The sequence below is a fragment of the Streptomyces sp. NPDC052020 genome, from assembly GCF_040680575.1.
GTDB lineage: Bacteria > Actinomycetota > Actinomycetes > Streptomycetales > Streptomycetaceae > Streptomyces.
This window is the reverse complement of record NZ_JBFAWY010000019.1, coordinates 53,695-78,954: the sequence shown is the minus strand read 5'-3', so window position 1 is coordinate 78,954 and position 25,260 is coordinate 53,695. Positions and strand designations below refer to the sequence as shown.

The following is a 25,260-nucleotide window of genomic DNA, read 5'->3' as shown; positions in this document are numbered from 1 at the left end:
TTAGTCATGGGACTCGAAGAAAAGCTGCCGAGCGGATTCCTGCTCACCACCGTCGAGCAGGCCGCGGGCTGGGTGCGGAAGTCGTCGGTCTTCCCCGCCACGTTCGGCCTCGCCTGCTGCGCCATCGAGATGATGACCACCGGCGCCGGCCGCTACGACCTGGCGCGCTTCGGCATGGAGGTCTTCCGCGGCTCGCCGCGCCAGGCGGACCTGATGATCGTCGCGGGCCGGGTCAGCCAGAAGATGGCGCCGGTGCTGCGGCAGGTCTACGACCAGATGCCGAACCCCAAGTGGGTGATCTCCATGGGCGTGTGCGCCTCCTCGGGCGGCATGTTCAACAACTACGCGATCGTCCAGGGCGTCGACCACATCGTCCCGGTCGACATCTACCTCCCCGGCTGCCCGCCGCGGCCCGAGATGCTGATGGACGCCATCCTCAAGCTCCACCACAAGATCCAGAACTCCAAGCTGGGCGTGAACGCCGAGGAGGCGGCCCGCGAGGCGGAGGAAGCGGCGCTCAAGGCCCTGCCCACGATCGAGATGAAGGGGCTGCTGCGGTGAGCGACGCGCACAAGGACGCCGACGGCGTCAACCCGGAGAAGGCGCTCTCCGCCGACAACCTCCCCGGCCAGCGCGGCCAGGGCGGCGAGGAGATCCGCGTCCAGCGCGGCATGTTCGGCGCGGACAACGGCGGCGACACCTCCGGCTACGGCGGCCTGGTCCGCTCGGTCCGACTCCCGGGGCCGGCGAGCAGGCCGTACGGCGGCTGGTTCGACGAGGTCGCCGACGAGCTGGAGGGCGCGCTGGAGGAGCAGGGCCTGCTGCCCGGCAACGCCATCGAGAAGACGGTCGTCGACCGCGGCGAGCTGACCTTCCACATCGAGCGCGAGCACCTGGTCCGCGTCGCCCGCACCCTGCGCGACGACCCGGCGCTCCGCTTCGAGCTGTGCACCGGCGTCAGCGGCGTCCACTACCCGAACGACAGGGGGCGCGAGCTGCACGCCGTCTACCACCTGCGCTCGATCACCCACAACCGGGTGATCCGCCTGGAGGTGAGCTGTCCGGACGCCGATCCGCACATCCCGTCGCTGTTCTCCGTCTACCCGACCAACGACTGGCACGAGCGCGAGACGTACGACTTCTTCGGCATCGTCTTCGACGGTCACCCGGCCCTGACGCGGATCATGATGCCGGACGACTGGCAGGGCCACCCGCAACGCAAGGACTACCCCCTCGGCGGCATCCCCGTCGAGTACAAGGGCGCCCAGATCCCGGCTCCGGACCAGCGGAGGTCGTACTCATGAGCACGTCACACGCCTCTCCCCGGGAGACCACCGAGGGCACCGTCTACACGGTCACCGGCGGCGACTGGGACGAGGTCGTCCAGTCCGCGGCCCGCGCCGACGACGAGCGCCTCATCGTCAACATGGGCCCGCAGCACCCCTCCACGCACGGCGTGCTCCGCCTGATCCTGGAGATCGACGGCGAGACCGTCACCGAGGCCCGCTGCGGCATCGGCTACCTGCACACCGGCATCGAGAAGAACCTCGAGTACCGCACGTGGACCCAGGGCACCACGTTCGTGACGCGCATGGACTACCTGACGCCGTTCTTCAACGAGACGGCGTACTGCCTGGGCGTCGAGAAGCTCCTCGGCATCGAGGACGAGGTGCCGGACCGGGCCTCGGTCATCCGGGTGCTCCTGATGGAGCTGAACCGGATGTCGTCGCACCTGGTGTGCATCGCCACCGGCGGCATGGAGCTCGGTGCCACCACGATCATGATCTACGGCTTCCGCGACCGGGAACTCATCCTCGACATCTACGAGCTGATCACCGGCCTGCGGATGAACCACGCCTACATCCGCCCCGGCGGACTCGCCCAGGACCTGCCGCCCGGCGCGGTGGACCGGATCCGCGAGTTCGTGAAGCAGATGAAGAAGAACCTCCCGGAGTACGACAAGCTCGCCACCGGGAACCCCATCTTCAAGGCCCGGATGCAGGACATCGGCTACCTGGACCTGGCCGGCTGCATGGCCCTCGGCGCCACCGGTCCGGTCCTGCGCTCCACCGGCCTGCCGCACGACCTGCGCAAGGCACAGCCGTACTGCGGTTACGAGACGTACGACTTCGAGGTGCCGACCGCCGACACCTGCGACGCCTACGGCCGCTTCCTGATCCGCCTGGAGGAGATGCGCCAGTCCCTGCGGATCATCGAGCAGTGCCTGGACCGGCTCCAGCCCGGCCCGGTCATGGTCGCCGACAAGAAGATCGCCTGGCCCGCCCAGCTCGCCCTGGGGCCGGACGGGCTCGGCAACTCCCTCGACCACATCAAGAAGATCATGGGCACCTCCATGGAGGCCCTGATCCACCACTTCAAGCTGGTCACCGAGGGCTTCCGCGTCCCGCCGGGACAGGCGTACGCGGCGGTCGAATCGCCCAAGGGCGAGCTCGGGGCGCATGTCGTCTCCGACGGCGGCACCCGCCCCTACCGGGTCCACTTCCGCGACCCGTCCTTCACCAATCTTCAGGCCATGGCGGCGATGTGCGAGGGCGGCCAGGTCGCCGACGTCATCGTCGCCGTCGCGTCCATCGACCCCGTGATGGGAGGCGTCGACCGGTGACCACCTCATCCTCGGAGCGGGGCGTCAGCCTGGGCATGCCGGAACCGCCCGCGCCCGCCTACCCGGACGACGTCCGCGTCCGTCTGGAGGCCGACGCGCGCGAGGTCATCGCCCGCTACCCGGACTCCCGCTCCGCCCTGCTGCCGCTGCTGCACCTGGTGCAGTCGGAGGAGGGCCACGTCACCCGCACCGGCATGCGGTTCTGCGCGGACATGCTCGGCCTGACCACGGCCGAGGTCACCGCGGTCGCCACCTTCTACACCATGTACCGGCGCAAGCCCAGCGGCGACTACCAGGTCGGGGTCTGCACCAACACCCTGTGCGCCGTCATGGGCGGCGACGCCATCTTCGAAGAGCTCCAGGAGCACCTGGGCGTCGGCAACGGCGAGACCACCGACGACGGCAAGGTCACCCTGGAGCACATCGAGTGCAACGCGGCCTGCGACTACGCGCCGGTCGTGATGGTCAACTGGGAGTTCTTCGACAACCAGACCCCGGACAGCGCTCGGCGGCTCGTCGACGACCTGCGCGCGGGACGGCCGGTCACGCCCACGCGCGGAGCGCCGCTGTGCACCTTCAAGGAGACGGCGCGGATCCTGGCCGGCTTCCCCGACGAGCGCGAGGGCGCCGTCGAGGCGGGCGGCAGCGCCGGCCCCGCCTCCCTCGTCGGCCTGAAGCTGGCCAAGGGCGAGAGCGCTCCCGCGCGCGTGGTGCACCCGCGCGGCGCGGCATCCCAGGACGCACCGCCGCACGACCCGTCCCCGGCCGAGCACCTGAGCTCGCACGACGCGCCCCAGGACACCTCGGCCTCCGACCCCGCGCACCCCGCCGGTCCCACCGCCGAGGAGGGGGAGTGATGACCTTGGCAACCCAGATCAAGGACACCAGCCCGGAGAAGCTGCTCGCACCCGTGCTGTCGGCCTTCTGGGACGAGGACAGGTCCTGGACGCTCGACGTCTACCGGCGGCACGAGGGGTACGAGGGGCTGCGCGCGGCGCTGGCCATGTCACCGGACGAGGTGATCGCCTACGTGAAGGACTCCGGCCTGCGCGGACGCGGCGGCGCCGGCTTCCCCACGGGAATGAAGTGGCAGTTCATCCCGCAAGGGGACGGCAAGCCCCACTACCTGGTGGTCAACGCCGACGAATCCGAGCCGGGCACCTGCAAGGACATCCCGCTCCTGTTCGCCAACCCGCACAGCCTCATCGAGGGCATCGTGATCGCGTGCTACGCCATCCGGTCCTCGCACGCCTTCATCTATCTGCGGGGAGAGGTCGTCCCCGTCCTGCGGCGGCTGCACGCGGCCGTGCGCGAGGCGTACGCGGCGGGCTACCTCGGCACCGACATCCTCGGCAGCGGACTCGACCTCGAACTCACCGTGCACGCGGGCGCGGGCGCGTACATCTGCGGTGAGGAGACCGCGCTGCTGGACTCGCTCGAAGGCCGGCGCGGACAGCCGCGGCTGCGTCCCCCCTTCCCCGCCGTCGCGGGCCTGTACGCGTGCCCCACCGTGGTGAACAACGTCGAGTCGATCGCCTCGGTTCCCGCGATCATGCACCGGGGCAAGGAGTGGTTCCGCTCGCTGGGCAGCGAGAAGTCCCCGGGCTTCACGCTCTACTCCCTCTCCGGCCACGTCGCCAGCCCCGGCCAGTACGAGGCGCCGCTCGGGATCACGCTGCGCCAGCTCCTGGAGATGAGCGGCGGCATGCGCCCCGGGCACCGCCTGAAGTTCTGGACCCCGGGCGGCTCCTCGACCCCGATGTTCACCGACGAGCACCTCGACGTCCCCCTCGACTACGAAGGGGTGGGCGCCGCGGGTTCCATGCTCGGCACGAAGGCCCTCCAGTGCTTCGACGAGACGACCTGCGTCGTCCGCGCCGTCACCCGCTGGACCGAGTTCTACGCCCACGAGTCCTGCGGCAAGTGCACGCCCTGCCGCGAGGGCACGTACTGGCTCGTGCAGCTGCTGCGCGACATCGAGGCCGGCAAGGGCGCCATGTCCGACCTCGACAAGCTGAACGACATCGCCGACAACATCAACGGCAAGTCCTTCTGCGCCCTCGGCGACGGCGCCGCCTCGCCGATCTTCTCCTCGCTCAAGTACTTCCGCGAGGAGTACGAGCAGCACATCACGGGCCGCGGCTGCCCCTTCGACCCCGCCAAGTCCACGGCCTGGGCCGATCACCGTACGGAGGTGAACGCATGACTGTGACCACCAGCGCTCCCTCCCCGGGGGGCGAGGCTGCGCTCCCGCCGGAAGACCTCGTGACGCTGACGATCGACGGCATCGAGATCAGCGTGCCCAAGGGCACCCTGGTCATCCGGGCCGCCGAGCAGCTCGGCATCGAGATCCCCCGGTTCTGCGACCACCCGCTCCTCGACCCGGCCGGCGCCTGCCGCCAGTGCATCGTCGAGGTCGAGGGCCAGCGCAAGCCCATGGCGTCCTGCACCATCACCTGCACGGACGGGATGGTGGTGAAGACCCACCTGACCTCGCCCGTCGCCGAGAAGGCGCAAAAGGGCGTGATGGAGCTGCTGCTCATCAACCACCCGCTGGACTGCCCGGTCTGCGACAAGGGCGGCGAGTGCCCGCTCCAGAACCAGGCCATGTCGCACGGCAACGCCGAGTCCCGCTTCGAGGGCAGGAAGCGGACGTACGAGAAGCCCGTGCCGATCTCCACGCAGGTGCTGCTCGACCGGGAGCGGTGCGTGCTGTGCGCCCGCTGCACCCGCTTCTCCCACCAGATCGCGGGCGACCCGATGATCGAGCTGGTCGAGCGGGGCGCGCTCCAGCAGGTCGGCACCGGCGAGGGCGACCCGTTCGAGTCGTACTTCTCCGGCAACACCATCCAGATCTGCCCCGTCGGCGCGCTGACCTCGGCGGCGTACCGGTTCCGCTCCCGCCCCTTCGACCTGGTCTCCTCGCCGTCGGTGTGCGAGCACTGCTCCGGCGGCTGCGCCACCCGCACCGACCACCGGCGCGGCAAGGTCATGCGGCGCCTGGCCGCCCACGACCCCGAGGTCAACGAGGAGTGGATCTGCGACAAGGGGCGCTTCGCGTTCCGGTACGCGCAGCAGCGGGACCGGCTCCAGACGCCGCTGGTGCGCAACGCGGAGGGCGAGCTGGCACCGGCCTCCTGGCCGGACGCCCTCCAGATCGCCGCGCAGGGGCTGCTCGCCTCCCGGGGCCGCACCGGCGTCCTGACCGGCGGGCGGCTCACCGTGGAGGACGCCTACGCGTACAGCAAGTTCGCGCGCGTGGCGCTCGACACCAACGACATCGACTTCCGCGCGCGCGTGCACAGCGGCGAGGAGGCCGACTTCCTGGCCGCCCGGGTCGCCGGGCACGGCCGGGACCTCGACGGCGACGGGGTCACGTACGCCGCGCTGGAGAAGGCGCCCGCCGTGCTGCTGGCCGGCTTCGAGGCCGAGGAGGAGGCGCCCGGCGTCTTCCTGCGGCTGCGCAAGGCGTGGCGGGGGCACGGACAGCGGGTGTTCGCGCTGGCCACGCACGCCACGCGGGGCCTGGAGAAGGCCGGGGGCACGCTGCTGCCGGCCGCTCCCGGCACCGAGACCGAGTGGCTGGACGCGCTCGCCGGGGGCGTCGGGCTGGACGAGGACGGCGGCCGGGCCGCCGAGGCGCTGCGCGCCGAGGGCGCCGTGATCGTCGTCGGTGAGCGCCTGGCGGGCGTCGCCGGCGGTCTCACCGCGGCCGTGCGGGCCGCCGCCGCGACCGGCGCCCGCCTGGTGTGGATCCCGCGCCGGGCGGGCGAGCGCGGTGCCATCGAGGCGGGTGCGCTGCCGTCGCTGCTGCCGGGCGGCCGGCCGGCCACCGACCCGCGCGCGCGGGAGGAGGTCGCCGCCGTCTGGGGCGTCGCCGGACTGCCGCACCGCTACGGCCGCGACACCGGCCAGATCATCGAGGCCGCCGCCACCGGCCAGCTCCAGGCGCTGCTGGTGGCGGGCGTGGAGGTGGCCGACCTGCCCGACCCGGACCGCGCGCGTGCCGCGCTCGCCGAGGCCGGGTTCCTGGTCTCGCTGGAGCTGCGGCCCAGCGAGGTCAGCCGACTCGCCGACGTGGTGCTGCCCGTGGCGGCGGTCGCGGAGAAGGCCGGGACCTTCCTCAACTGGGAGGGCCGGGCCCGCTTCTTCGAGGCGGCGCTCAAGCCCGACCAGATGACGCACCGGCTGCCGCCCACCGACGCGCGGGTGCTCCAGATGCTCGCCGACGCCATGGACGTCCACCTGGGCCTGCCCGACCTGCGGACCGTGCGCGCGGAACTGGACCGGCTCGGCGTCTGGGACGGCCCGCGGGCCACCGAGCCCCTGGAGACGGCGGGCGCGCTGCCCCGGCCGGCCGCCGGGGAGGCGGTGCTCGCCGGGCACCGGCTCCTGCTCGACCAGGGCCTGCTCCAGGAGGGCGACGAGGCGCTCGCCGGGACCCGGCACGCCGCACACGCGCGCGTGTCGCCCGCCACGGCCGCCGAGGCGGGCGTCGGCGACGGCGACGTCCTCGCGGTGACCGGTCCCGCCGGATCCGTCGCGCTCCCGCTGCGGATCACCGAGATGCCCGACCGCGTGGTGTGGCTCCCGCTGAACTCCACCGGCGGCGGCGTCGCCGCCGACACCGGGGCGCTGCCCGGCTCCCTGGTCCGCATCGGCCCGGCGAAGACCGCCGGCGAGGCTCCCCAGGAGGTGGAGGCATGAGCCCGTACCTCGCCGCTGAAGACCTCTCGATGTTCGGCCGCGACCCGTGGTGGCTGGTCGCCGTCAAGGCGGTGTTCTGCTTCGCCTTCCTGATGGTGACCGTGCTGATCGCCATCGTCATGGAGCGCAAGGTCGTCGCCTGGATGCAGCTGCGCATCGGCCCCAACCGGCACGGCCCCTGGGGCATGCTCCAGTCGCTCGCCGACGGCATCAAGCTGATGCTCAAGGAGGACGTCGTCGTCAAACGCGCCGACAAGGCGGTGTACGTCCTCGCGCCGATCGTCGCGGCCATCCCGGCCTTCATGGCGATCGCGGTGATCCCCTTCGGCCCCTCCGGCAACGAGATCTCCATCTTCGGCCAGCGCACCACCATGCAGCTCACCGACCTGCCGATCGCGATGCTGTACATCCTCGCGGTCGCCTCGGTCGGCATCTACGGCATCGTGCTGGCGGGCTGGAGCTCGGGATCGACGTACCCGCTGCTCGGCGGGCTCCGCTCCTGCGCGCAGATGATCTCCTACGAGATCGCCATGGGCGCCGCGTTCGCCTCGGTGTTCCTCTACTCGGGCTCGATGTCGACGTCGGCGATCGTCGAGCAGCAGGCCGACCGCTGGTACATCCTGCTGCTGCCGGTCTCCTTCCTCCTGTACATCGTCACGATGGTCGGCGAGACCAACCGCGCCCCCTTCGACATGCCGGAGTCCGAAGGCGATCTGGTCGGCGGCTTCAACACGGAGTACTCGTCGATCAAGTTCGCGATGTTCATGCTCGCCGAGTACGTGAACATGGTGACGGTCTCGGCGGTGACCGCCACCCTCTTCCTCGGCGGCTGGCGGGCGCCCTGGCCCGTCAGCACCTTCTGGGAGGGCGCCAACCACGGCTGGTGGCCGCTGCTCTGGTTCGTCGTCAAGGTCCAGCTGCTGCTGTTCTTCTTCGTCTGGCTGCGCGGCACGCTCCCGCGCGTCCGCTATGACCAGCTGATGAAGCTCGGCTGGAAGGTCCTCATCCCGGTCTCCCTGGTGTGGCTGATGCTCGTCGCCACCATCCGGGCCCTCAGGAACGAGAACTACGACTTCGCCGACATCGCCCTCTACGTCGCCGCCGGCGTCCTCGCCGTGCTGCTGCTGTCCTTCGTCGCCGACATGTACCGCGACAAGGCCAAGCGGGCCGAGCCGCCGGCCGGGGAGCCGGCCGCCTTCGATCCGATGGCCGGCGGGTTCCCCGTACCGCCGCTGCCCGGGCAGGAGTTGCCGCCGGTGCCGCGCCGCCGCCCGCGCCGGGAGCGGGAGCTGATTGTCAGTGGCGGGCCCGATACTCAGAGTGACGAATCTCTGGGCGGATCTACGGATGGAAAGGAGGCGTCCGATGGCTGAGGAGCCCCAGGAGGCCGGGCAGGCCAAGCCCGGCTTCCAGAACCCGGTGGCCGGCTTCGGCGTGACCTTCAAGGCCATGTTCAAGAAGCGGCTGACCGAGCAGTACCCGGAGCAGCAGAAGACCACCGCTCCGCGCTTCCACGGACGGCACCAGCTCAACCGCCATCCGGACGGCCTGGAGAAGTGCGTCGGCTGCGAGCTGTGCGCCTGGGCGTGCCCGGCGGACGCGATCTATGTCGAGGGCGCGGACAACACCGACGAGGAGCGCTACTCCCCGGGCGAGCGGTACGGCCGCGTCTACCAGATCAACTACGCCCGCTGCATCCTGTGCGGGCTGTGCATCGAGGCGTGCCCCACGCGCGCGCTGACGATGACCAACGAGTTCGAGCTGGCGGACTCCAGCCGCGCCGACCTCATCTACACCAAGGAACAGCTCCTCGCCGGCCTGGAGGAGGGCATGGTCGAGCCGCCGCACGCCATGTACCCCGGCACGGACGAACAGGACTACTACCGGGGAGCGGTGACCGGGGCCGCGCCCGGGACGACGCGCCAGGACGCCCACTCCGAGGGCGAGGTCGTCCAGGAGGCCGCCTCCACCTTCGGCGCGGAGGAACCGGCTTCGAAGAAGGTGATCGGCCGATGACCGCGCAGCTCGCCGCCTACTCCACGTCCACCGGAGAGGCCGTCCAGTTCTGGGTCCTCGGCACGGTCGCCGTGATCGGCGCCCTGTGCACCGTCTTCATGAAGAAGGCCGTGCACAGCGCGCTCTGCCTGGCCGGGACCATGATCGTGCTGGCGGTGTTCTACCTCGCCAACGGCGCCTACTTCCTCGGCGTCGTGCAGATCGTCGTCTACACCGGCGCGATCATGATGCTGTTCCTCTTCGTGGTGATGCTCGTCGGCGTCACCGCGGCGGACTCCCTGAAGGAGACCATCAGGGGCCAGCGCTGGCTCGCCCTGCTGTGCGGGCTCGGCTTCGGCATCCTGCTGATCGCGGGCATCGGCAACGCCTCCCTCAAGGAGTTCAGCGGCATCGGCCAGGCGAACGCGGGCGGCAACGTGGAGGGCATCGCGTCCCTCATCTTCACGAAGTACGTCTTCGCCTTCGAGATCACCGGCGCCCTGCTCATCACCGCGGCGGTCGGCGCCATGGTGCTCACCCACCGGGAGCGCACCGAGCGCGCCAAGACCCAGCGCGAGCTGGCCGAGCAGCGGGTCCGGGAGGGCACGTACCTGCCGCCGCTGCCCGCGCCCGGGGTGTACGCCCGGCACAACGCCGTCGACATCGCCGGCCTGCTGCCCGACGGCACCCCGTCCGAGCTCACCGTCAGCAAGACGCTGCGCGAGCGCGGCCAGATGCGCGACGTGTCGCAGGAGGCCCTGGGCGACCTGCGGGCCCTGGAGCAGCGCGCCGAGGAGCGCCTGGAGCGCAAGGGCGTCGCTCCGGCGACCTTCAAGCGGTCCGAGGAGGCGCCGAAGTGAACCCCGTCAACTACCTCTATCTCGCGGCCCTGCTCTTCACGATCGGTGCCACGGGCGTGCTGATCCGGCGCAACGCGATCGTCGTGTTCATGTGCGTGGAGCTGATGCTCAACGCGTGCAACCTCGCGTTCGTCGCCTTCTCCCGGATGCACGGCAACCTCGACGGCCAGATCATCGCGTTCTTCACGATGGTCGTCGCCGCCGCGGAGGTCGTGGTCGGGCTCGCGATCATCGTGTCCCTGTTCCGTTCCCGCCACTCGGCCTCGGTCGACGACGCCAGCCTGATGAAGCTGTAAGGGGCGCTGGACCCGAATGAACACTGAGAACCTGATTGCGCTGCTGGTGGCGGCGCCCCTGCTCGGCGCGGCGGTCCTGCTGTGCGGCGGACGCCGGCTGGACGCCGTCGGCCACTGGGTCGGCACGCTGCTGGCGGCCGTGTCGTTCGCGCTCGGCCTCGTGCTCTTCACCGACATGCTCGGCGAGGACGCCGCCCACCGCACCCTGACGCAGCACCTGTTCAGCTGGATCCCCGTCGAGGGCTTCCAGGCCGACGTCGCCTTCCGGCTCGACCAGCTCTCGATGACGTTCGTGCTGCTGATCACCGGCGTCGGCTCCCTGATCCACCTGTACTCGATCGGGTACATGGAGCACGACGAGCGCCGCCGCCGCTTCTTCGGCTATCTGAACCTGTTCCTCGCGGCGATGCTGATCCTCGTCCTCGCCGACAACTACCTGCTGCTGTACGTCGGCTGGGAGGGCGTCGGCCTCGCCTCCTACCTGCTGATCGGCTTCTGGCAGCACAAGCCCAGTGCCGCCACGGCCGCGAAGAAGGCGTTCCTGGTCAACCGCGTCGGCGACATGGGTCTGTCGATCGCGATCATGCTGATGTTCCTCTGGTTCGGCACCTTCGCCTTCGGGCCGGTGCTCGGCACCCACGAGGAGGCCGGGCTCGCCGGCAGCGCAGGTGAGGGCAAACTGACCGCGATCGCCTTGATGCTGCTGCTCGCGGCCTGCGGCAAGTCCGCCCAGGTGCCGTTGCAGTCCTGGCTCGGGGACGCGATGGAGGGCCCCACCCCGGTCTCGGCCCTCATCCACGCCGCGACCATGGTGACCGCGGGCGTCTACCTGATCGTCCGCTCCGGCGCGATCTTCAACGGCGCCCCCGACGCGCAGCTCGTCGTCGCCATCGTGGGCGCGGTCACGCTGCTGTTCGGTGCGATCGTCGGTTGCGCGAAGGACGACATCAAGAAGGCGCTGGCCGGGTCGACCATGTCGCAGATCGGCTACATGGTGCTGGCCGCGGGCCTCGGCCCCATCGGCTACGTCTTCGCGATCATGCACCTGGTGACGCACGGCTTCTTCAAGGCCGGGCTGTTCCTCGGCGCCGGCTCCGTCATGCACGGCATGAACGACGAGGTCGACATGCGCCGCTACGGCGGCCTGAGGAAGTACATGCCGGTCACCTTCGTCACCTTCGGCCTCGGCTACCTCGCCATCATCGGCTTCCCGGGCCTGTCCGGCTTCTTCTCCAAGGACAAGATCATCGAGGCGTCCTTCGCCAAGGGCGGCACCGAGGGCTGGATCCTCGGCGCCGTGGCCCTGCTCGGCGCGGCCATCACCGCGTACTACATGACGCGCGTGATGCTGATGACGTTCTTCGGCGAGGAGCGCTGGCGCAACGCCCCGACGCCGTCCCCGGCCGAGCCGGACGTGGAGCCGGCCGCCGCGACGCGCGGCGAGTACAGCGCCCCGCACCCGCACGAGTCGCCGAAGGTCATGACGGTCCCGATGATCGTGCTGGCCGTCGGATCGGTGGCCGCAGGCGCCTTCTTCAGTGTCGGTGACCGCTTCCTGCACTGGCTGGAGCCCATCACCGGCCACGACCACGGCCACGCGCCGATCAGCGCCCTGACGGTCACGCTCGCCACGGTCGCCGTGATGGTCCTCGGCGTGGCGCTCGCCTGGGCGCAGTACGGCCGCCGCCCGGTCCCGGCGGTCGCCCCGCGCGGGTCGCTGCTCACCCGGGCCGCCCGGCGCGACCTGCTCCAGGACGACTTCAACCACGTCGTGCTGGTCCGCGGCGGCGAGCACCTCACCCGCTCCCTGGTGTACGTCGACCACACCCTGGTCGACGGCGTCGTCAACGGCACGGCGGCCTCGGTCGGCGGCCTGTCCGGGCGGATGCGCAGGCTCCAGAACGGCTTCGCGCGCTCGTACGCGGTCTCGATGTTCGGCGGTGCGGCGGTCCTCGTCGCCGCGACCCTGCTGATGAGGGCGGTCTGATACCGATGTCCTTTCCCCTGCTGACAGCGACGGCGGTGCTCCCCGCCGTCGGGGCGATCGCCACGGCCGCCGTGCCGGCCGCCAAGCGCACCGCCGCCAAGTGGCTGGCGCTGCTGTTCTCGCTGGCCACGCTCGCCCTCGCGATCGCGATCCTGGTCCGCTTCGACCCGGACGGCCGCCGCTACCAGCTCACCGAGTCCCACTCCTGGATCGAGGAGTTCGGGGTCCGCTACGAGCTGGGCGTGGACGGCATCGCGGTGGCGCTGATCGCGCTGACCGCCGTGCTCATCCCGTTCATCGTCCTGGCGGGCTGGCACGACGCCGACCCGCTGGAGACGGGAAGCAAGCGGTGGCGGCCGACGCAGGGCTTCTTCGCCCTGATCCTGGCCGTCGAGGCGATGGTGGTCATCTCCTTCGCGGCCACCGACGTCTTCCTCTTCTACATCTTCTTCGAAGCCATGCTGATCCCGATGTACTTCCTCATCGGCGGCTTCGGGGACCGTGCCCACGAGCACGGCGAGAAGACGGCGGCGACGCAGCGGTCGTACGCGGCGGTGAAGTTCCTCCTGTACAACCTGGCCGGCGGTCTGATCATGCTGGCCGCGGTGATCGGCCTGTACGTGGTCGCCGGGAACTTCTCCCTCACCGAGATCGCCGAGGCGCGGGCCAGCGGCGAGCTGACCATGGCGACCGGCACCGAGCGCTGGCTGTTCCTCGGCTTCTTCCTCGCCTTCGCGGTGAAGGCGCCGCTGTGGCCGCTGCACACCTGGCTGCCCAACGCGATGGGGGAGGCCACCGCCCCGGTCGCCGTGCTCATCACGGCGGTCGTCGACAAGGTGGGCACCTTCGCGATGCTCCGCTTCTGCCTCCAGCTCTTCCCGGAGGCGAGCACGTGGGCGACGCCCGTCATCCTCGTCCTCGCCCTGATCAGCATCATCTACGGGGCGCTGCTCGCGGTAGGCCAGCGCGACATCAAGCGGCTGGTGGCGTACGCGTCGATCTCGCACTTCGGCTTCATCATCATGGGCATCTTCGCGATGACCAGCCAGGGCCAGTCCGGGGCGACGCTCTACATGGTCAACCACGGCATCTCCACCGCCGCGCTGATGCTGGTGGCGGGCTTCCTGATCTCGCGGCGCGGCTCGCGGCTCATCGCCGACTACGGCGGAGTGCAGAAGGTCGCCCCGGTCCTCGCCGGCACGTTCCTGATCGGCGGCCTGGCGACCCTGTCGCTGCCGGGCCTGGCGCCCTTCGTCAGCGAGTTCCTCGTCCTGGTCGGCACGTTCACGCGCTACCCGGTGATCGGCGTCATCGCCACCTTCGGCATCGTCCTGGCCGCGCTCTACACCCTCGTCCTGTACCAGCGGACGATGACCGGCCCGGTGAAGCCCGAGGTCGCCACCATGCCCGACCTGCGGGTGCGGGAGCTCGCGGTCGTCGCGCCGCTGATCGCCCTGCTGCTCTTCCTGGGCGTCTACCCGAAGCCCGTTACGGACATCGTGAACCCGGCGGTCGAGCAGACCATGTCCGACGTACAGAAGAAGGACCCCCAGCCCGAGGTGGAGGCGGCCAAGTGAGCGCATCAGCCGTCCACAGCCTGTGGACAACGGCGGCAACCGCGGCCGACCCGATCACGAAGATCGACGCGCCGAAGTTCGAGTACGGGCAGATGTCGCCCACCCTGATCGTCGTCGGCGCGGCGATCGTCGGGGTCCTCGTCGAGGCGTTCGTGCCGCGCAGGACCCGCTACCACGCCCAGATGTTCGTGTCCGTCGTCGCGCTCGCCGCCGCCTTCGCCGCGGTGGTCGCGCTCGCGGCCGACGGGTACGGCACGACCAAGGCGCGGATCGCGGCGATGGGCGCGATCGCCGTCGACGGACCGGCCCTGTTCCTCCAGGGCACCATTCTGCTGGCCGCGCTGGTCGGCCTGTTCACCTTCGCCGAGCGGCGGCTGGACCCCGCGGCGCACGGTAACCGGGTCGACTCCTTCGCCGCGCAGGCCGCCTCCGTGCCGGGCAGCGACAGCGAGAAGGCGGCCGTGAAGGCCGGCTTCACCACCACCGAGGTGTTCCCGCTGCTGCTGTTCGCGGTCGCCGGCATGCTGGTCTTCCCGGCCGCCAACGACCTGCTGACCCTGTTCGTGGCCCTGGAGGTCTTCTCCCTCCCGCTGTACCTGCTGTGCGCGCTGGCCCGCCGCAAGCGGCTCATGTCGCAGGAAGCGGCCGTCAAGTACTTCCTGCTCGGCGCGTTCGCCTCCGCGTTCACCCTGTTCGGCATCGCCCTGCTGTACGGCTACGCCGGCTCGATGTCGTACGCGCGGATCGCCCAGGTCGTCGACGGCTCGGCCATCGACATCACTCCCGCGCTCGCCGACACCATGGGCAACGACGCGCTGCTCCTGGTGGGCGCCGGGCTGCTCGTGATGGGCCTGCTGTTCAAGGTGGGCGCGGTGCCGTTCCACATGTGGACGCCGGACGTGTACCAGGGCGCGCCGACGCCGGTGACCGGGTTCATGGCGGCGGCGACGAAGGTGGCCGCGTTCGGCGCGCTGCTGCGGATCCTGTACGTCGTCCTGCCCGGCCTGCGCTGGGACTGGCGGCCGGTGATGTGGGGCGTGGCGATCGTCACCATGCTGGGCGGCGCCATCGTGGCGATCACGCAGACCGACATCAAGCGGCTGCTGGCGTACTCGTCGATCGCCCACGCGGGCTTCATCCTGGCGGGCGTCATCGCGACCACCCCGGACGGCGTGTCGTCGGTCCTCTTCTACCTCGCGGCGTACTCGTTCGTGACGCTCGGTGCCTTCGCCGTGGTGACGCTGGTGCGGGACGCGGGCGGCGAGGCGACGCACCTGTCGGAGTGGGCCGGCCTGGGCCGCCGGTCGCCCCTGGTCGCGGCGGTGTTCGCGGTGTTCCTGCTGGCCTTCGCCGGGATCCCGCTGACCTCCGGTTTCGCGGGCAAGTTCGCCGTGTTCAAGGCGGCGGCCGAGGGCGGCGCGGCGCCGCTGGTCGTGGTCGGCGTGATCTCGTCGGCGATCGCGGCGTTCTTCTACATCCGCGTGATCGTGCTGATGTTCTTCAGCGAGCCGCGGCCGGAGGGCCCGACGGTGGCCGTGCCGTCGCCGCTGACGGTGACGGCGATCGGGGTGGGAGTCGCGGTGACGCTGGTGCTGGGTGTGGCACCGCAGTACTTCCTGGATCTGGCGGGACAGGCGGGAGTGTTCGTGCGCTGACGCGGCCTTCGCGGCGCCTGCCCGCCATGGGAGCGGCCCGGACACCTTTGGGGGGTGTCCGGGCCGCTCCCTTCGCCGGGGGGCTACCGGTCGCCGCCCCGGCGAGGCTTGATCGCGGTGAGGTCCAGGTCCACCGGGAAGGGCACGCTCACCTTCATCCGCTCGCGGAAGATGCCCACGCTGGCGTACGCGCCGGTGGTGGGCTCCAGCTCGAAGGCGTGGACCGCGGCGACTCCCTTCTCGTGTTCCACGCGCCAGTAGTGGGGGATGCCGGCCCGGGCGTACTTCAGGGGCTTCGTCTCGCGGTCCCGGGAGACGGAGTCGGCGGAGACGACCTCGATGGCGAGGAGGACCGCCTCGGCCGGGTAGCGGGTCTGCTCGGGGTCCTCGACGACGTCCCCGCGCACGACGATGACGTCCGGCTCGGGCCGGTTCTGGCGGTCGATGTCGATCGTGAACTCACGGACGACCTCGTAGTCCGCCGGGGCCAGGGACTGGAGCTGCCATTCGAAGAAGCTCACAGCGCGAGAATGGAAAAGAGTCTGCGGACTCACGAAGACCAGGCTCCCGTCGATCAATTCCGTGTGCGGAGGAAGATTCGGGAGGCGTTCCAGGTCGTCGGCGGTCCAGCCGCCTTCCGGCGGGATCGGCCAGGTGGGCGTGGACGCCTTCGGTGCGACGCTCATCAGTGCTCCCATGGGACGGAATCTCGCCGGTGCTTCCAGGCTATCCGGGGGAACGCTCGGGTCTCCCACGCACGTGTGAACGAGGGCGTGTCCTTGACCGGACCTGTGGATAACTCCGGCGCTGTCGGCGCCGCCGCCTATCGTGGACGCGGTGGACGCAGTGGACGAGGCAGGACATACGGGGGACGGGACGATGAGCGGGACGGGCGTGATCGGCGAGATGGCAGGGACGACGGCGAGCGAGGCACTGGCCACGCTGCACCGGGTCTTCGGGTACGAGTCCTTCCGCGGCGAGCAGGAGGCCGTGGTCGATCATGTGATCGCGGGCGGCGACGCCGTCGTGCTCATGCCCACCGGCGCCGGCAAGTCGCTGTGCTATCAGGTCCCGGCCCTGGTCAGGCCGGGTACGGGCGTCGTGGTGTCCCCGCTGATCGCGCTGATGCAGGACCAGGTGGACGCGCTGCGGGCGCTCGGGGTGAACGCCGGGTTCATGAACTCCACGCAGGACTTCGACGAGCGGCGGGTGGTGGAGGCCGAGTTCCTCGCCGGTGAGCTGGACCTGCTGTACCTGGCCCCGGAGCGGCTGCGCCTGGACAGCACCCTCGACCTGCTCTCACGCGGCAAGATCTCGGTCTTCGCGATCGACGAGGCGCACTGCGTGTCCCAGTGGGGCCACGACTTCCGGCCCGACTACCTGGCCCTGTCGCTGCTCGGCGAGCGCTGGCCGGACGTCCCCCGCATCGCCCTCACGGCGACCGCCACGCGCGCCACGCACGCGGAGACCACCGAGCGGCTGAACATGCCGGCGGCGCGGCACTTCGTCGCCAGCTTCGACCGGCCCAACATCCAGTACCGGATCGTGCCCAAGACCGACCCGAAGAAGCAGCTGCTGAGCTTCCTGCGCGAGGAGCACCCCGGCGACGCGGGCATCGTGTACTGCCTCTCGCGGAACTCCGTCGAGAAGACGGCCGAGTTCCTGACCCGCAACGGCGTCGAGGCGGTGCCGTACCACGCGGGCCTGGACGCGGGCACCCGCGCGGCGCACCAGTCCCGCTTCCTGCGGGAGGACGGCCTGGTGGTCGTGGCGACGATCGCCTTCGGCATGGGCATCGACAAGCCGGACGTGCGCTTCGTCGCCCACCTGGACCTGCCCAAGTCGGTCGAGGGCTACTACCAGGAGACGGGACGTGCCGGACGCGACGGGCTGCCGTCGACGGCGTGGATGGCGTACGGGCTCAACGACGTCATACAGCAGCGCAAGCTGATCCAGTCCGGCGAGGGCGACGAGGCGTTCCGCCGCCGGGCCGCCCAGCACCTGGACGCCATGCTCGCGCTGTGCGAGACGGTGCGGTGCCGCCGGGGCCAGCTGCTCGCCTACTTCGGGCAGGAGGCCGACGCGGCGGCCTGCGGCAACTGCGACACCTGCCTCACCCCGCCGGAGACCTGGGACGGCACGATCCCGGCGCAGAAGCTGCTGTCGACGGTGGTGCGGCTGAAGCGGGAGCGCGGGCAGAAGTTCGGCGCCGGGCAGATCATCGACATCCTGCTGGGCAAGCGGACCGGCAAGGTGATCCAGTTCGACCACGACCAGCTCTCCGTCTTCGGCATCGGCACGGAGCTGACCGAGGGCGAGTGGCGGGGCGTCGTCCGGCAGCTGCTGGCGCAGGGGCTGCTCGCGGTCGAGGGGGAGTACGGCACCCTGGTGCTGACCGAGGCCAGCGGGGCGGTGCTGCGGCGGGAGCGGGAGGTGCCGCTGCGCAAGGAGCCGAAGAAGCCGACGGCCTCCCGGACGGCGGCCGCCGGATCCGGGCGCGGCGAGCGCAAGCCGCGGGCCGCGGCGGCCGAGCTGCCGGAGACGCTGCTGCCCGCGTTCGAGGCGCTGCGGTCCTGGCGTGTCGAGCAGGCCCGCGAACAGGGCGTCCCGGCCTACGTCATCTTCCACGACGCCACGCTCCGGGAGATCGTCACGGCCTGGCCCACGTCGGTGGCGGAGCTCGGGGGCATCAGCGGGGTGGGGGAGAAGAAGCTGGTGACGTACGGGGAAGGGGTCCTTCAGGTGCTGGCCTCGGCGGGCGGACCGGACGAGGGACCGGCAGGCGGACCGGCGGACGGACCTGCCGCCGGGCCGGATGCGGCGCGGCCGGAGGCGGCCGGGGACGCCGGTCCGGAGCGGGACGCCTGGCCCGAGCCGGAGGCGGAGCCGGACGAAGAGCCGGTGGACTGGTGACGGGGGCTGCCAGCGTGCCGCGCCCCGTGTGAGGCCGGGCCCGCGGCGACGGCGCGGGACCGGCCGGGCGGGGCCGGGCCGCCGTCACGCCAGTGCCGTCAGTCCCGGCGCGAAGGTGATCAGTACGGGGAGCAGGGGGACCAGCGCCGCCACCGTCGTCGTCAGGGCCCGGTGGCGGCGGCCGAGGCGGGGCGGGGGCTCCAGGAGGCGGTCCACCCGCTCGCCGAGGAGGCGGTGGCTGGAGGCGCAGGACAGGACGCCCCGGTGCTGGTTGAGCTCGATCAGGGCCAGGGCGGTGGTCAGGTGGCCGCAGCGCCGGGAGGCGGTGTCGTCGGCGGCGAGCTCGACCAGGCGGTGCGTCTGGTCGCAGAAGTGGGCGAAGAGCGGGATGCGGGGGAATCCGGTGGCCAGTGCGGTGGACAGGTGCAGCAGCCAGTCGTGGCGGGCGCGGGCGTGGCCGCGCTCGTGGGTGAGGACGGCGTCGAGCTGGTGGTCGGTGAGGCGGTGCAGGGCGCCGGTGGTGACGATCAGCTGGGGAGGGTTGCCGGGCATCCACCAGGCGTCCGGGTACTCCTCCTCCAGGACCAGGAGGGGGCCGCGCGCGCCGGGGAGGCCGGCGGGCAGATCGGGGGCGCGTTCCCGCAGGTGGGCGCGGGCCTGGGCGTGGCGTCGGCGGGCCTCGACGAGCTGGCGGGCCAGCATCGCGGTCGTCCAGGCCGCGCCGCAGGCCAGCAGCAGCGTGAGGGCGGCGGCCCAGGGGGAGCCCGAGGAGAGGTCGTACGCCGCGGTCACCGCGGGCGGCGCCGGGGCGAACAGCTGGGCGCGGACGGTGCCGAAGACGGCCGCGGCGGCCAGCGCCAGCGCGGTCAGGCAGCACAGCAGGACGGTCGCGACCAGGCACTGCCACACCCAGAGCGCGACCACGGGTTCCCGCTCGGGCCACGCGGCCCGCGTCAGGGCACGCGGGACCGGTACGGCGGCGGTCAGGGCGACGGCGCTCAGCAGGAGCAGGCAGACGGTCATGCCACAGGCTCCGGATCCTCGGAAGGGACGGCTTCGGCTCTGGGTCGTGCTCGGCGGGCGGACGGTCGCGGCGAGAGCCACGACCGCGAGGATTGCGACCGGCGTGCCGCCGCGCACACCGCCCGCCGTCAGTATGACGGGGGCGGGCGGCGCGAGTCAGGCGTCAACGGCCACCAATCCGGGAGGGCGGCCGGACGCGCGCGGTCTCACCCGGCGACCACGCGTCCGGTCACCTCGCCGAGGCCCACCCGGGTCCCGGCCGGTCCCGGCGCCCACGCCGAGAGGGTCACCACGTCACCGTCCTCCAGGAACGTGCGCTTGCCGTCGGGGAGTTCCAGCGGGTCGCGGCCGTTCCAGGTCAGTTCCAGCAGGGAGCCGCGCTCCCGCTCGGCGGGGCCGCTGACGGTGCCGGAGCCGTAGAGGTCGCCGGTGCGCAGGCGGGCGCCGTTGACGGTCATGTGGGCCAGTTGCTGGGCGGCCGTCCAGTACATGGTGGAGAAGGGCGGCTCGGACACGACGTGACCGTTGACGGCGACGGAGATGCGCAGGTCGTAGCCGCCGGGTTCCTCGCCGGTGTCGTCGAGATAGGGCAGCAGGGCGTGCGTCCGCTCCGGCGGTGCCACCCGCGCCTCCTCCAGGGCGTCCAGCGGGGTGATCCAGGCCGACACCGAGGTGGCGAAGGACTTGCCGAGGAAGGGGCCGAGGGGCATGTACTCCCAGGCCTGGATGTCCCGCGCGGACCAGTCGTTCAGCAGGCACAGGCCGAAGACGTGCTCGCGGAAGTCGCCGAGCGGGACCGGGCGGCCCGGTTCGGAGGGCACACCGACCACGAAGCCGACCTCCGCCTCGATGTCCAGGCGCACGGAGGGTCCGAAGACGGGAGCGGGGTCGGTGGGTGCCTTGCGCTGCCCGGAGGGCCGTACGACGTCCGTGCCCGAGACGACGACCGTGCCGGAGCGGCCGTGGTAACCGATCGGCAGATGCTTCCAGTTGGGGGTGAGGGAGTCCTCGGCGTCGGGGCGGAAGATGCGGCCGACGTTCCGGGCGTGGTTCTCGGAGGCGTAGAAGTCGACGTAGTCCGCGACCTCGAAGGGCAGGTGCAGGGTCACCGAGGACAGCGGGTGGAACAGGGGCTCGACGACCTCGCGGTGGGAGGGCACCGTCACCCACGCCGTCAGCGCGCGCCGGACGTCCGACCATGCGGTGCGGCCCGCGGCCAGCAGCGGGTTGAGGGTCGGCCGGGCGAGCAGGGAGGCGTACGGCGAGCCGAGCGCCCGGGCCGCCGCACCGGCGTCCAGCACGTGGTCGCCGAGGCGGACGCCCACCGTCCGCTCCTGGGAGCCGGGACGGGAGAACACGCCGTACGGAAGGTTGTGCGGACCGAAGGGGTCGCCCTCGGGGACATCGAAGGGGGGCATCGGGTGCTGCCTCGCTTTCGTGCTCGCCGTGTGCGCGGGTGCGCGGTGCGCCGTACGCCACGTGATCCGTGGCCGGGCCACACGTTACGTGCGCCACCCCGCTCTTGGGCAGAGCACGGCGACCGCGGCGGGGCGTGGCGGGCGAGACGGCCGGTGGGGGTTCGCGTACCGCCGAGCGGAGACGGGCACGCGCGGAGACGGGGCACCCACGGAGACGGGGCACCCACGGAGACGGGCACCGGCGGAGATTGGCACGCGCGGAGACGGGCAGTCGCGCTCCGCTTCCGCTCGTGTGCGGGAGGTCGCCACAGGCCGGTCCGCATTCTTGACGGAGCGGTGCGAACCGGGTGACTCTGGGCGGGTGCCGGAAGGTCTCGGGGAGGGGGCGTTCCGTTGGCACACAGGGGGGCGAATGGCCATGCGGGAGGGGGCCCGCCCGGGTTCGGCGCGGCCGGGATCACAGCCGGGACGGCTGGAAGAGACCATGCGCCGCAGACTCGGCCGGGAATGCGTGTACGTGCCGTCGTGCCGGTACGGGCTGTACGTGGCGCTGCGTCACTGGTGCCCGCCCGGAGGCAGGGTGCTGATGTCGCCGGTCAACGATGACGTCATCTTCTTCGTCGTGCTCGCCGCGGGACTGCGGCCGGTGCAGGCGCCGGTGAACCCGCTGGACGCGTCCATCGACGTCGACGCGGTGCCCGGCGAGGTGTGGGGTTCGCTCTCCGCCGTCCTCACGACCAACCTGTACGGCAACCCCGACCCGGCGCCCGAATTGCGGCGCAGATGCGACGCGTTGGGCATTCCGCTGTTCGAGGACGTGGCGCACGCCATCGGCAGTGACATCGGCGGGCGGTCCGTCGGGGCCTGGGGCGATGCCTCGGTCTTCAGCCTGTCCAAGCACGTCGGCGCCCAGGCCGGGGGCATGCTGGCCGTCGCCGATCCGGGCCTGCGGGAAACCCTCGCCAAGTCCTGTGAGGACCTGCTCCTGCCGCGGCGGGCGGCGTCCGAGGCCGCGTACGCGGTGCGGCCCTATGCGGAGGCCGCCGTGCGGGCGCTGGGGCTGCGGCGCGCCGCCTGGGCGACGGTGCGGCTGCTGGGGCTGATGGAGCGCGAGGAGATCCGGATGCCGCTGCGTCCCCGGGAGCTGGCCCGGGCGGGCGCCACGGCGCCGGATCTGGGAGCGTACGACCCCTGGGTGCGGGTGGACATGCACGACTACCGGCTGCGCTCCGGTCCGCTGCGGCTGGCCCGCATCGGCCGCAGGCTCGACCGGCTGGACGAGGTGCTCGCGGCGTGCCGGGCGGGGACGGAGCTGCTGCTGTCGACGTCCTGGGCGCCGCCCGCCTCGGGGGCCGCGCCCAGGCCGCACGGGCATCCTGATCACGGGCAGCCGGACCGGAGGCATCCGGTTCGCGCGCACCCGGACCGGGCACATCGGGACCGGGCACATCCGGACCGCGTGCACCCGGATCGCGTGCACCCGGATCGCGCGCAGCCGGACCGGGCGCAGCCGTTGTTCCGGGTGCCGTTGCTGGTGGCCGACCGGGACGCGGCGATCGCGGCACTGGCCCGGCGGGGCATCGTCGTCGGCTACCTCTACGACCCGCCCCTGGACGACTACGCGGGCGCGGACTTCACCGACGTGTCGCCCGCCCCCGAGGGGGCGCGCTGGTTCGCCCGGCACGCGCTGCCCGTCGATCCGCTGCGCGCCCGCGAGGTCGCCGTCGTGCTGGAGGAGTGCGGGGCACGGCCCGCCGAGCCACCGCGCGGACGAGGTTCGGCGCGTGGCTGAGACGCGGGTGCACGAGCCCGCCACGGCTCCCGCCGACGGCGGCCCGAAGGCGCCCGGCGGCGGGCCCGCCGCCGACTCGCTGTTCAAGAACGCCTACTTCCTCATGCTCAGCACCGGCGTGTCCGCGGTGCTCGGGCTGGGGTTCTGGCTCGTGGCCGCGCGCTACTACTCGGAGGAGGCCGTCGGGCAGGGCTCGGCCGCCATCGCCGCGATGCGGCTCCTCGCCAGCATCACGGCGACCACGCTGATCGGCGCGGTCGTCCGCTTCGTGCCGCGCGCGGGCCGGGCCACCGCGTCCCTGGTGTGGCGTACGTACGCGGCCAGTTCGGTGGTCGTCACCCTCGCCGCCCTGGTCTTCCTGCTCACGCTGGACCTGTGGGGGGCGTCGTACGCGCCGCTGGGCACCCCCGCGGCGGGCGCGCTGTTCGTGGCGGCGTGCGCGGCGTGGGCGCTGCTCACCCTCCAGGACGGGGTGCTGACCGGGCTGCGCAAGGCCGAGTGGGTGCCGGCCGGCAACGCGGTCTTCTCGGTCGGGAAACTGGTCCTGCTGGCCCTCTTCGCCGGCACCCTGCCGGTGCTGGGCGTCTTCGTCTCCTGGGCCGTGGCGATCGCCTTCTCCACACTGCCGCTCGGCTGGCTCGTCTTCCGCCGGCTCATTCCCCGCCAGGCCGCCGCCGACCGCGATCTGGAGCCGCCCGGCATCCGGGAGATGGGCCGCTTCCTGGCCGGGGACTCGCTGGGCGCGCTGTTCAGCCTGGCGATGATCAACCTGCTGCCGGTGATGGTCGCCGTGCGCTTCAGCGCGGCGGAGAACGGCTACTTCTACGTGGCGTACACCGTCGGCGGGACGATGGAGTTCATGGCCATCAACATGGCCTCCTCGCTCACCGCCCACGCCTCGCACGACCCGCGCCATCTGGCCGACGGAGTCCGCGGGGCGCTGCGCCGCATGACGCTGCTGCTGGTGCCGGTGGTGCTGGTGCTGGTGGTCTTCGCCCCGCGGATCCTCGCGCCCTTCGACGCGGACTACGCCGAGCACGGCTCCGCGGTGCTGCGGCTGCTCGCCCTCGGCGCGCTGCCGCGCGTCGCCGTCGAGCTGTACATCGGGGTGCTGCGGGTCCAGGGCCGTACCGGCGTGCTGGCCGTCGTCCAGGGCGCCATGTGCGTCCTCGTCCTGGGCGGCGCGGCCGTGCTGTTCACCCCGGCCGGGATCGCGGGCGCCGGCTGGGCGGTGCTGCTGGGCATGACGGTGGTCGCCGCGGGCTGCGTCCCCGGCCTGCGCGGCGCCCTGCGCGGCAACGAAGGCGGCGGGCCCGGGCGCCTCCCGCGCCGCCGGAAGCAGGCCGCCGGCACCCCCGCCGCCCCCGCCTACGGCACCCGCTGGGCCCGGTTGAACGCCACCGCCGGGTACGGCACGAACTGGGCCCGGCGGGCGGCGTACGAGCACAAGGGCGCCGACGAGGACACGGCCACCTTGTTCATCGGCCGTCCCGGGTACGAACGCGAGGCGCTTCAGGCGGACACGCTGGCCCTGATCGTCCGGCCGCACCAGCCCGACGCCCGCGCCCACACCGAAACCGAGAACGACACCGACACCGACACCAAGAACGACACCGACACCGACACCGGTACCGACACCGACACCAAGGGCGACACCTGGACGGAGGGTCCCGGCAGACCGCCCCCGGCCGGGAGGGGCGGGCACGCCGACCCCCGGGTGCGGTGGCTCACGGCTGCCCTGTGGTGCGTGCTCGGTCTCGCCACCGCGGTCTTCTGGGCGGCTCTGCGCGGCCTGCCCTGGCTCGACCGCGCGCCACGGCGTTCCGGGACCGGGCCGACCGGGCGCCAGCTGCTGGAGGGACTGCCGCCTTCGGCGCTCGTCGCGGGCGGTGTGCTGCTCGTGGTGTTCGTGGCGTCGGTGACGCTGCGCGCCGCGCGCGACGCGTGGCTGCCAGGGGCGGCGCTGGGCTCCGTACTGATCGCCCTGTACGCCGCGCCCGTGGCGCTCGGCTGGGAGCCGGGGCCGGTGGGCGGGCCGGGGTACGCGCCGGTGGCCGGGTTCCTGGCGGAGGTGGTGGGGCTCGACAGCTCTGAGCCGCTGCTGCGGTGGGCTCCGGTGGTCGCGCAACCGCTGTGCCTCGCACCTCTGGGGCTGCTGCTCGCCCGGGCGGCCGGGCGGCTGACCTGGCCGGGGCTGTGGGGGGTGCTGTACGTCGTCGCGCTGGGCGGCTGGGCGGGACGGGACGCGCTCGCGCCGGTCGCCGTGCCGCTGCTCGCCCTGCTCGCCGTACTCCTCCCGCTCGCCCGCGCGGTGCCGGCGCCGGGGCGTCCGCGCCCCGGAGACCCGGACGGCTGAACGGGCCATCGACGGAGCCCGTCCCGCCGCTGGCGCGGACCTGGCCGGGGAGCCGGGC

General features: G+C 72.1%; 19 protein-coding genes. 16 read left to right on the top strand and 3 right to left on the bottom strand.

Features of this window, described 5'->3' with window-relative positions; genetic code table 11:
• Nucleotides 1-6: 6 nt before the first annotated feature.
• Genes AB0L74_RS20755 through nuoN form a run of 13 tightly spaced genes read left to right on the top strand, consistent with a single transcriptional unit; the run spans nucleotide 7 to nucleotide 15,700 of the window.
• Nucleotides 7-561, top strand: a complete 555-nt coding sequence (locus AB0L74_RS20755; protein ID WP_029381065.1) for an NADH-quinone oxidoreductase subunit B family protein — start codon at nucleotides 7-9, stop codon at nucleotides 559-561.
• Entirely contained in the window at nucleotides 558-1,304 is a 747-nt protein-coding gene (locus AB0L74_RS20750; RefSeq protein WP_365654112.1) for an NADH-quinone oxidoreductase subunit C, read from the top strand. Before AB0L74_RS20755 ends, AB0L74_RS20750 begins: the two co-directional genes overlap by 4 nt.
• Entirely contained in the window at nucleotides 1,301-2,623 is a 1,323-nt protein-coding gene (locus tag AB0L74_RS20745) for an NADH-quinone oxidoreductase subunit D (RefSeq protein WP_365654109.1), read from the top strand. Before AB0L74_RS20750 ends, AB0L74_RS20745 begins: the two co-directional genes overlap by 4 nt.
• Nucleotides 2,620-3,480, top strand: coding sequence for an NADH-quinone oxidoreductase subunit NuoE (nuoE, locus tag AB0L74_RS20740; protein ID WP_365654106.1), 861 nt, complete (start codon nucleotides 2,620-2,622; stop codon nucleotides 3,478-3,480). Before AB0L74_RS20745 ends, nuoE begins: the two co-directional genes overlap by 4 nt.
• Nucleotides 3,477-4,829 (top strand): NADH-quinone oxidoreductase subunit NuoF, encoded by a 1,353-nt coding sequence (nuoF, locus tag AB0L74_RS20735; RefSeq protein WP_365654103.1) that lies wholly within the window; start codon nucleotides 3,477-3,479, stop codon nucleotides 4,827-4,829. The genes nuoE and nuoF overlap by 4 nt, the downstream gene beginning before the upstream one ends.
• Nucleotides 4,826-7,330, top strand: coding sequence for an NADH-quinone oxidoreductase subunit G (locus AB0L74_RS20730; RefSeq protein WP_365654100.1), 2,505 nt, complete (start codon nucleotides 4,826-4,828; stop codon nucleotides 7,328-7,330). The genes nuoF and AB0L74_RS20730 overlap by 4 nt, the downstream gene beginning before the upstream one ends.
• A complete protein-coding gene (gene nuoH / locus AB0L74_RS20725; RefSeq protein WP_365654097.1) occupies nucleotides 7,327-8,703 on the top strand; it encodes an NADH-quinone oxidoreductase subunit NuoH in 1,377 nt (458 codons plus the stop codon). Before AB0L74_RS20730 ends, nuoH begins: the two co-directional genes overlap by 4 nt.
• A complete protein-coding gene (gene nuoI, locus AB0L74_RS20720) occupies nucleotides 8,696-9,346 on the top strand; it encodes an NADH-quinone oxidoreductase subunit NuoI (protein WP_365654094.1) in 651 nt (216 codons plus the stop codon). Before nuoH ends, nuoI begins: the two co-directional genes overlap by 8 nt.
• Nucleotides 9,343-10,185: an NADH-quinone oxidoreductase subunit J gene (locus AB0L74_RS20715; protein WP_365654091.1), complete on the top strand. Its 843-nt coding sequence runs from the start codon at nucleotides 9,343-9,345 to the stop codon at nucleotides 10,183-10,185. Before nuoI ends, AB0L74_RS20715 begins: the two co-directional genes overlap by 4 nt.
• Nucleotides 10,182-10,481 carry an NADH-quinone oxidoreductase subunit NuoK gene (nuoK, locus tag AB0L74_RS20710; RefSeq protein WP_004927567.1) on the top strand — a complete coding sequence of 100 codons (300 nt, stop codon included), beginning with the start codon at nucleotides 10,182-10,184 and terminating at the stop codon, nucleotides 10,479-10,481. The genes AB0L74_RS20715 and nuoK overlap by 4 nt, the downstream gene beginning before the upstream one ends.
• 16 nt (nucleotides 10,482-10,497) lie before the next feature.
• Nucleotides 10,498-12,468: an NADH-quinone oxidoreductase subunit L gene (nuoL, locus tag AB0L74_RS20705; protein WP_365654088.1), complete on the top strand. Its 1,971-nt coding sequence runs from the start codon at nucleotides 10,498-10,500 to the stop codon at nucleotides 12,466-12,468.
• 5 nt (nucleotides 12,469-12,473) lie between these two features.
• Complete coding sequence (locus tag AB0L74_RS20700; RefSeq protein WP_365654085.1) at nucleotides 12,474-14,045, top strand: NADH-quinone oxidoreductase subunit M; 1,572 nt, start codon at nucleotides 12,474-12,476, stop codon at nucleotides 14,043-14,045.
• Nucleotides 14,042-15,700, top strand: a complete 1,659-nt coding sequence (gene nuoN / locus AB0L74_RS20695; protein WP_365654082.1) for an NADH-quinone oxidoreductase subunit NuoN — start codon at nucleotides 14,042-14,044, stop codon at nucleotides 15,698-15,700. Before AB0L74_RS20700 ends, nuoN begins: the two co-directional genes overlap by 4 nt.
• A gap of 83 nt (nucleotides 15,701-15,783) precedes the next feature.
• Here the strand turns inward: nuoN and AB0L74_RS20690 are convergent, their stop codons facing one another.
• Entirely contained in the window at nucleotides 15,784-16,386 is a 603-nt protein-coding gene (locus AB0L74_RS20690) for a Uma2 family endonuclease (protein ID WP_365654079.1), read from the bottom strand.
• 193 nt (nucleotides 16,387-16,579) lie between these two features.
• On the opposite strand from AB0L74_RS20690, the gene recQ reads away from it, so the two are divergent.
• The gene (gene recQ / locus AB0L74_RS20685) at nucleotides 16,580-18,613 is read left to right on the top strand and encodes a DNA helicase RecQ (protein ID WP_365654076.1); all 2,034 of its coding nucleotides are present in this window, start codon (nucleotides 16,580-16,582) and stop codon (nucleotides 18,611-18,613) included.
• Between the two features lie 84 nt (nucleotides 18,614-18,697).
• On the opposite strand, the gene AB0L74_RS20680 is transcribed toward recQ, so the two are convergent.
• Both AB0L74_RS20680 and fahA read right to left on the bottom strand, forming a co-directional pair.
• Nucleotides 18,698-19,636, bottom strand: a complete 939-nt coding sequence (locus AB0L74_RS20680) for a M56 family metallopeptidase (RefSeq protein ID WP_365654073.1) — start codon at nucleotides 19,634-19,636, stop codon at nucleotides 18,698-18,700.
• Between the two features lie 206 nt (nucleotides 19,637-19,842).
• Complete coding sequence (gene fahA / locus AB0L74_RS20675) at nucleotides 19,843-21,054, bottom strand: fumarylacetoacetase (protein ID WP_365654069.1); 1,212 nt, start codon at nucleotides 21,052-21,054, stop codon at nucleotides 19,843-19,845.
• A gap of 412 nt (nucleotides 21,055-21,466) precedes the next feature.
• On the opposite strand from fahA, the gene AB0L74_RS20670 reads away from it, so the two are divergent.
• Together AB0L74_RS20670 and AB0L74_RS20665 are read left to right on the top strand one after the other, a co-directional pair.
• On the top strand, nucleotides 21,467-22,846 hold the full coding sequence (locus AB0L74_RS20670; protein WP_365654066.1) for a DegT/DnrJ/EryC1/StrS family aminotransferase: 1,380 nt from the start codon (nucleotides 21,467-21,469) through the stop codon (nucleotides 22,844-22,846).
• Nucleotides 22,839-25,202: a lipopolysaccharide biosynthesis protein gene (locus AB0L74_RS20665; protein WP_365654063.1), complete on the top strand. Its 2,364-nt coding sequence runs from the start codon at nucleotides 22,839-22,841 to the stop codon at nucleotides 25,200-25,202. The genes AB0L74_RS20670 and AB0L74_RS20665 overlap by 8 nt, the downstream gene beginning before the upstream one ends.
• Nucleotides 25,203-25,260 lie beyond the last annotated feature (58 nt).